This window comes from Microcystis sp. M53603_WE2, assembly GCF_030065435.1.
Map to the genome: position 1 here is coordinate 1 of NZ_JASJFF010000652.1, position 5,128 is coordinate 5,128.

The 5,128-nt window shown below is 43.6% G+C and carries 9 protein-coding genes and 1 pseudogene; 7 read left to right on the forward strand and 3 right to left on the reverse strand.

The features are described 5' to 3' along the window. The coding region (locus tag PX481_RS14040; protein WP_288094788.1) for a bluetail domain-containing putative surface protein at positions 1 to 473 on the forward strand (473 nt) is incomplete at its 5' end. A gap of 144 nt (positions 474 to 617) precedes the next feature. Continuing rightward, positions 618 to 851, forward strand: a complete 234-nt coding sequence (locus tag PX481_RS14045) for a hypothetical protein (RefSeq protein ID WP_002763025.1) — start codon at positions 618 to 620, stop codon at positions 849 to 851. A 12-nt stretch (positions 852 to 863) separates the two neighbouring features. Here the strand turns inward: PX481_RS14045 and PX481_RS14050 are convergent, their stop codons facing one another. The 3 genes from PX481_RS14050 to PX481_RS14060 form a co-directional block, all read right to left on the reverse strand. After that, entirely contained in the window at positions 864 to 1,025 is a 162-nt protein-coding gene (locus PX481_RS14050) for a hypothetical protein (protein WP_155119788.1), read from the reverse strand. Between the two features lie 521 nt (positions 1,026 to 1,546). Continuing rightward, a complete protein-coding gene (locus PX481_RS14055) occupies positions 1,547 to 1,876 on the reverse strand; it encodes an NAD(P)H-quinone oxidoreductase subunit M (RefSeq protein ID WP_002738864.1) in 330 nt (109 codons plus the stop codon). A 7-nt stretch (positions 1,877 to 1,883) separates the two neighbouring features. Then, complete coding sequence (locus PX481_RS14060) at positions 1,884 to 2,069, reverse strand: hypothetical protein (RefSeq protein WP_125731656.1); 186 nt, start codon at positions 2,067 to 2,069, stop codon at positions 1,884 to 1,886. Between the two features lie 118 nt (positions 2,070 to 2,187). Here PX481_RS14060 and rpsO point away from each other — a divergent pair, with 118 nt between their 5' ends. The 5 genes and pseudogenes from rpsO to PX481_RS14085 all read left to right on the forward strand — a co-directional run. Beyond that, positions 2,188 to 2,457 (forward strand): 30S ribosomal protein S15, encoded by a 270-nt coding sequence (gene rpsO, locus PX481_RS14065; RefSeq protein WP_002738807.1) that lies wholly within the window; start codon positions 2,188 to 2,190, stop codon positions 2,455 to 2,457. 24 nt (positions 2,458 to 2,481) lie between these two features. Continuing rightward, complete coding sequence (locus PX481_RS14070; RefSeq protein WP_288094789.1) at positions 2,482 to 2,946, forward strand: PAM68 family protein; 465 nt, start codon at positions 2,482 to 2,484, stop codon at positions 2,944 to 2,946. Positions 2,947 to 3,004: 58 nt separating this feature from the next. Continuing rightward, on the forward strand, positions 3,005 to 4,060 hold the full coding sequence (aroF, locus tag PX481_RS14075; protein WP_002763017.1) for a 3-deoxy-7-phosphoheptulonate synthase: 1,056 nt from the start codon (positions 3,005 to 3,007) through the stop codon (positions 4,058 to 4,060). A 64-nt stretch (positions 4,061 to 4,124) separates the two neighbouring features. Next, complete coding sequence (locus PX481_RS14080; protein ID WP_079207177.1) at positions 4,125 to 4,781, forward strand: Uma2 family endonuclease; 657 nt, start codon at positions 4,125 to 4,127, stop codon at positions 4,779 to 4,781. A 20-nt stretch (positions 4,782 to 4,801) separates the two neighbouring features. Then, positions 4,802 to 5,128, forward strand: a pseudogene (locus PX481_RS14085) (Uma2 family endonuclease); the annotation flags it as partial.

Here is a 5,128-nt window from a genome sequence, read left to right on the forward strand (position 1 = left end):
ATAGTGGCATTAATCAAATCAATGGAGGTGCGGGAATTGATACTTTAACCGGTGGTTTAGGTGCAGATACCTTCGTCTTCCCATTTGGCCAATCTACCATATCAACAAGCGATCGTATCACAGATTTTGCCATCAATAGTGATAAAATTGACTTATTAACTCAAGGTGGAACTGCCATGAATGCGCCTAGCAATTTCAGTCGTGCTGCTAATAGCACTGTCACCACTTTACAGAATTTAGTCAATCAAGTATTTACTGATGCTAATGGAGCGATTACAGGTAATCAAGGATTAGGGGTTAATAGTGCCGCCTTAGTGCAGGTAACAACCGGTGCAATAGCTGGAACTTACCTCGTTATTAATGATAGCGCGGCTGGCTTCCAATCCAGCAATGATTTATTAATAAATATCACCGGATTTACTGGTGCTTTGCCAGCTTTAGGGAACATTCCAGTGGGTAATTTCTTTGTTTAATTAAGTAGGCGTAGGGTGCGTTAGGCGGCTATCAATTCCGTCAAAAAACCAAAATTAACAAGCCGCCGTAACGCACCAACTCTATTATTAAATCGGTGCGTTACGCTATCGCGCTTTACACCTAAGAGTAAGCGGACAACTCAAATGAACCCAACAACCGCCAATTATGATGAACCCTGGAAAGAAGCATTAAGTCACCTAGAAAACGGGTTTCTTCAAGAAACTATTGAGAAACCCGTTTTCTTTGAGAAACCCGTTTTCTTTGAGAAACCCGTTTTCTGGACTTTAAGACAAAAAAACGTTTCGCTGACAAACTCTATAAAGTCTGGTTACTCAGTGGAGAAGAAGTCTGGATATTGCATCGTTGTTTTCAGCTAATAGTTTCTGAATTTATTTCTTCTTATTTTCGACTAACTCTTGCTCAAATTTTGGCTGACTTTTTTGAGATTTTTGACCACTTATACTCGCCAGCAAAAACAAATGATAAGAGCTTTGTTTTGATTTGTAAATAACAGCATAAGGTTGGCTGATATAATCGATTAATTCATCCATGTTCCAATAAATCTTTGCTTTTAACCACCCGATCACTTCATTTATCTGGTCATCTGTTAAATATCCGATCGAGCCTTTATATCCTATTCTAATTCCTTCTATTTATTTTAAATATATTTCGACCGTAATATATAAAAGATTGCTTGACACAGAGTATTCTGCTGATTTCTTCACAGGTTTTACCTTCGAGAGACATCTACATCTTTACTGAGAGCGCTCGTTTCAGTTCTCTTGAATCCATTACACTTTTTATAAATAGCTCTAATTCAGCTATTTGTGATTCCTTGCTTTGCTGCTCCAATCCTGTGTAATTCATTTTGTATTTGGTATAATGGCTCTTCTCGACTTTGTGTGATAATTTTTGCTTATGGAATCGTGAAATGCTTATCGGGCAAGACTTTTAGGGCTATTTTGCGGATATTCTATCAGTATAGACCTCGTTTCCACACAGAAACCAGAAGAGCCGCGATGCAACTTCCCCACCCTTCTAGGTGTGCGGGTGGGTACTGACGCGGAATTGTTCACCCTAATTTTGGTAAACCCATACTATAGTTCTGGACTCTGGCGTTGAGATTATAGCTAATTTCCCCTTTTTGCAGGAGAGAACGGATAAAATGTTCTAGATCTGAACCGATGCGACGGAGATTATATTCGCTCAGTTCTTCCCCATTGTAGGACTCTACCAATTCATCAAACTTACTATAAACCTTATTGAGAGCCACTTCCTCCCAATTAAATTCATTATCGGGATCCACATCAAGAGTCAAGACATTGTTACTCTCGATTAATTGATTATTTTTTACTTCAGCCGTATAAATGCGAATATGACGGGTCGTGGATTTTAACAGCATGGAATCTTCAGGGTAAGTTAGACGCTATGTCTAAGATTTTGCCATGATTTGCGGAATTGGGGAATTGGGAATTGGGAAGTGGGGAAGTGGGGTGTGGGGTGTGGGGTGTGGGGTGTGGGGTGTGGGAATTATGGATTATGAAGTGGGGTAGATAGGGAAGTGGGGAAGTGGGGAGGTGGGGAAGCTGTCTCATCACCCTATCACCCCAAAACCTATCACCCTATCTCCTGCCCCCCGAACAATGTTTACGGATCGACCAGAAACGTGATACTATGATAGATTGCAGTGTTTAAGCAGAGATCACGAGTCCTATGGCCTTAACCCAGACCAAAAAACAAGAACTAATCAGCCAATATCAGGCCCACGAAACCGATACAGGATCATCGGAGTTACAGGTAGCTTTCTTAACCGAGAGAATCAACCAACTGACCGAACACCTGAAAGCTAACCCGAAAGACCATGCTTCCCGTCGGGGATTACTCCAGATGATCGGTCGTCGTCGGGGACTGTTAACCTATATCCAGAAGAAAGATCAACAACGTTATCAAACCCTGATTGGTCGTCTCGGAATTCGCCGTTAAGCATACCCCCTTTGCATCCCTACCATGGCCTCTGAATCGAAATCGACGGAGAAAAAAGAACGTCTCCCCTTTGAGCCGCGCCAAAATAAGCGAAAAACCCCGAAAATTGCCCCTAGTCCCGTGCCACCGCCCCTAAAAAATCGCTCCGAGGAAACCAGCTTAAAGGCGATTCCGCAAGTGGTCAGTCAACGGATGGCCAAACGGATGGCGGTATTTTGTGGCCTGCCGACGGCACTGGGGATAGCTTCCTTTTTTGGCTTCTACTGGATTATTAGCCACGATCTTCTCGAAATCCCTTCCTACGTCGCCATGCTCGTCAGTTTAAGCCTATTTGGTCTAGGTTTCATCGGTCTGAGTTATGGCATCTTCTCCGCTTCTTGGGATGAGGATCGGGTGGGGGATTGGCTAGGATGGCAAGAATTTCAAGCTAATTTTGGCAGAACGATCTCCGCCTGGCGGTCCGGCAAAAAAGAAGTGGAAGAAAAATAGATAACCTCTAGAAATCGTCAACAATAGAGATTAAAGAAAAAAATAAAAGGTTAATGCCATGATTATTGTCATGAAAGTTGGTTCCCCGGAAATTGAAATCGAGCGCGTCGGTGCCGAATTCGAGGCATGGGGATTAAGTCCCGAAAAAATCGTCGGTAAGCATAAAGTTGTCATCGGTTTAGTCGGAGAAACCAGGGAATTAGACCCCCTACAAATCCAAGAATTAAGCCCTTGGATCGAAACCGTCCTGCGAGTCGAACAACCCTTCAAACGCGCCTCTTTAGAATACCGTCACGGCGAATACAGCGAGGTTTTAGTCCCCACTCCTAACGGTGTTATCCCCATCGGCAGAAATCATACCGTTAGCATTGTCGCCGGCCCCTGTTCGGTGGAAAATGAAGCGATGATCGTGGAAACTGCCAAACGAGTGGCGGCAGCCGGAGCGCAATTCCTCCGCGGTGGTGCCTACAAACCCCGCACTTCTCCCTATGCTTTCCAAGGTCACGGGGAAAGCGCTTTGGAATTACTAGCGGCGGCTAGAGATGCCAGTGGTTTGGGTATTATCACGGAAGTAATGGACGCAGCGGATCTCGATAAGATTGTCGAAATAGCCGACGTGGTGCAAGTGGGGGCGCGCAATATGCAGAATTTTTCCCTCCTGAAAAAAGTTGGGGCGCAACCGAAACCGGTCCTACTCAAGCGCGGCATGGCGGCCACTATTGAAGATTGGTTGATGGCGGCAGAATATATCCTCGCCGCAGGAAATAGCAATGTCATTCTCTGCGAACGCGGTATCCGCACCTTTGACAGTAAATATACTCGCAATACCCTAGATTTATCCTGTATTCCCGTTTTAAGAACTTTAACTCACCTGCCGATCATGATCGATCCTAGCCACGGTACGGGTAAATGGGAATATGTCCCGACCATGGCCATGGCTTCCCTAGCAGCCGGGGCCGATTCCTTGATGATCGAGGTACATCCTAACCCGGCAAAGGCCCTATCTGATGGGCCGCAATCCTTGACCCCCGACCGATTCGATCGATTAACTCAGGAGTTAGCGGTCATTGGTAAGACGATCGGGCGTTGGCCCCAAGTTCCGGCACTGGTTTGATAAGATAAAAAGGGGGTGAATCAACCCCCTTTTTTGGGCATAAATTTCGCTTTTCGGGGCAGTTATGGTGACAGTTCCTCTGGAGTTAAATACTGAGCAAATTAGGGGTGAGAAACGGGTAGTTTTTAATCATCTCAGTTGGTTATCCTATCAGCAAATTTTACAGGCACTAGGAGAAAATAATCGCGCCCATTTATTTTATGATCGTGGCACTTTAGAAATTACTATGCCCCTAGAAGAACACGAGTTTTATCGAGAATTAATCGGATTGTTTATTCGGATTTTGGTGGTAGAATTGGGTTTAAAAATTAAAAGTATGGGTTCCACAACTCTAGCTAGGGAAGATTTAGAACGAGGAGCAGAACCCGATAATGCCTACTATATTCAAAATCAAGCTAAAGTGCTGGGGAAAAGGATTAATTTAACTGAAGATCCGCCCCCAGATTTAGTGGTGGAAGTGGATATCACCCACACGGATATTAATAAATTAGCACTTTATGCCCGTTTGGGAGTGCCGGAATTATGGCGTTTTAATGGACAAATCTGGCGCATTTATCGGTTAGAAAAGGGGGTTTATCAGGAAGGAGAATTTAGTCCGACTTTTCCCCTAGTTCCGAAAACTAAACTCTATGAATTTTTAGCCACTGCTAAAGAGGATGAAGTGAGGGCAGAAAAGAATTTAAGAGCATGGCTTGTTAGTCAACTAGCTAAAAATAATTGACTAGGGCAGTTGAGGTAATTATGGTGACAGTTCCTCTGGAGTTAAATACTAGCGAAATCCGGGCAGAAAGACGGGTTACTTTTTATCATCTCAATTGGTTATCCTATCAGCAAATTTTACAGGCACTAGGGGAAAATAATCGCGCCCATTTATTTTATGATCGTGGCACTTTAGAAATTACTATGCCCCTAGAAGAACACGAGTTTTATCGAGAATTAATCGGACGTTTTATCTATTTTTTGGTGTCCGAATTGGGTTTAAAAATTAAAAGTATGGGTTCCACAACTCTAGCTAGGGAAGATTTAGAACGAGGAGCAGAACCCGATAATGCCTACTATATTCAAAAT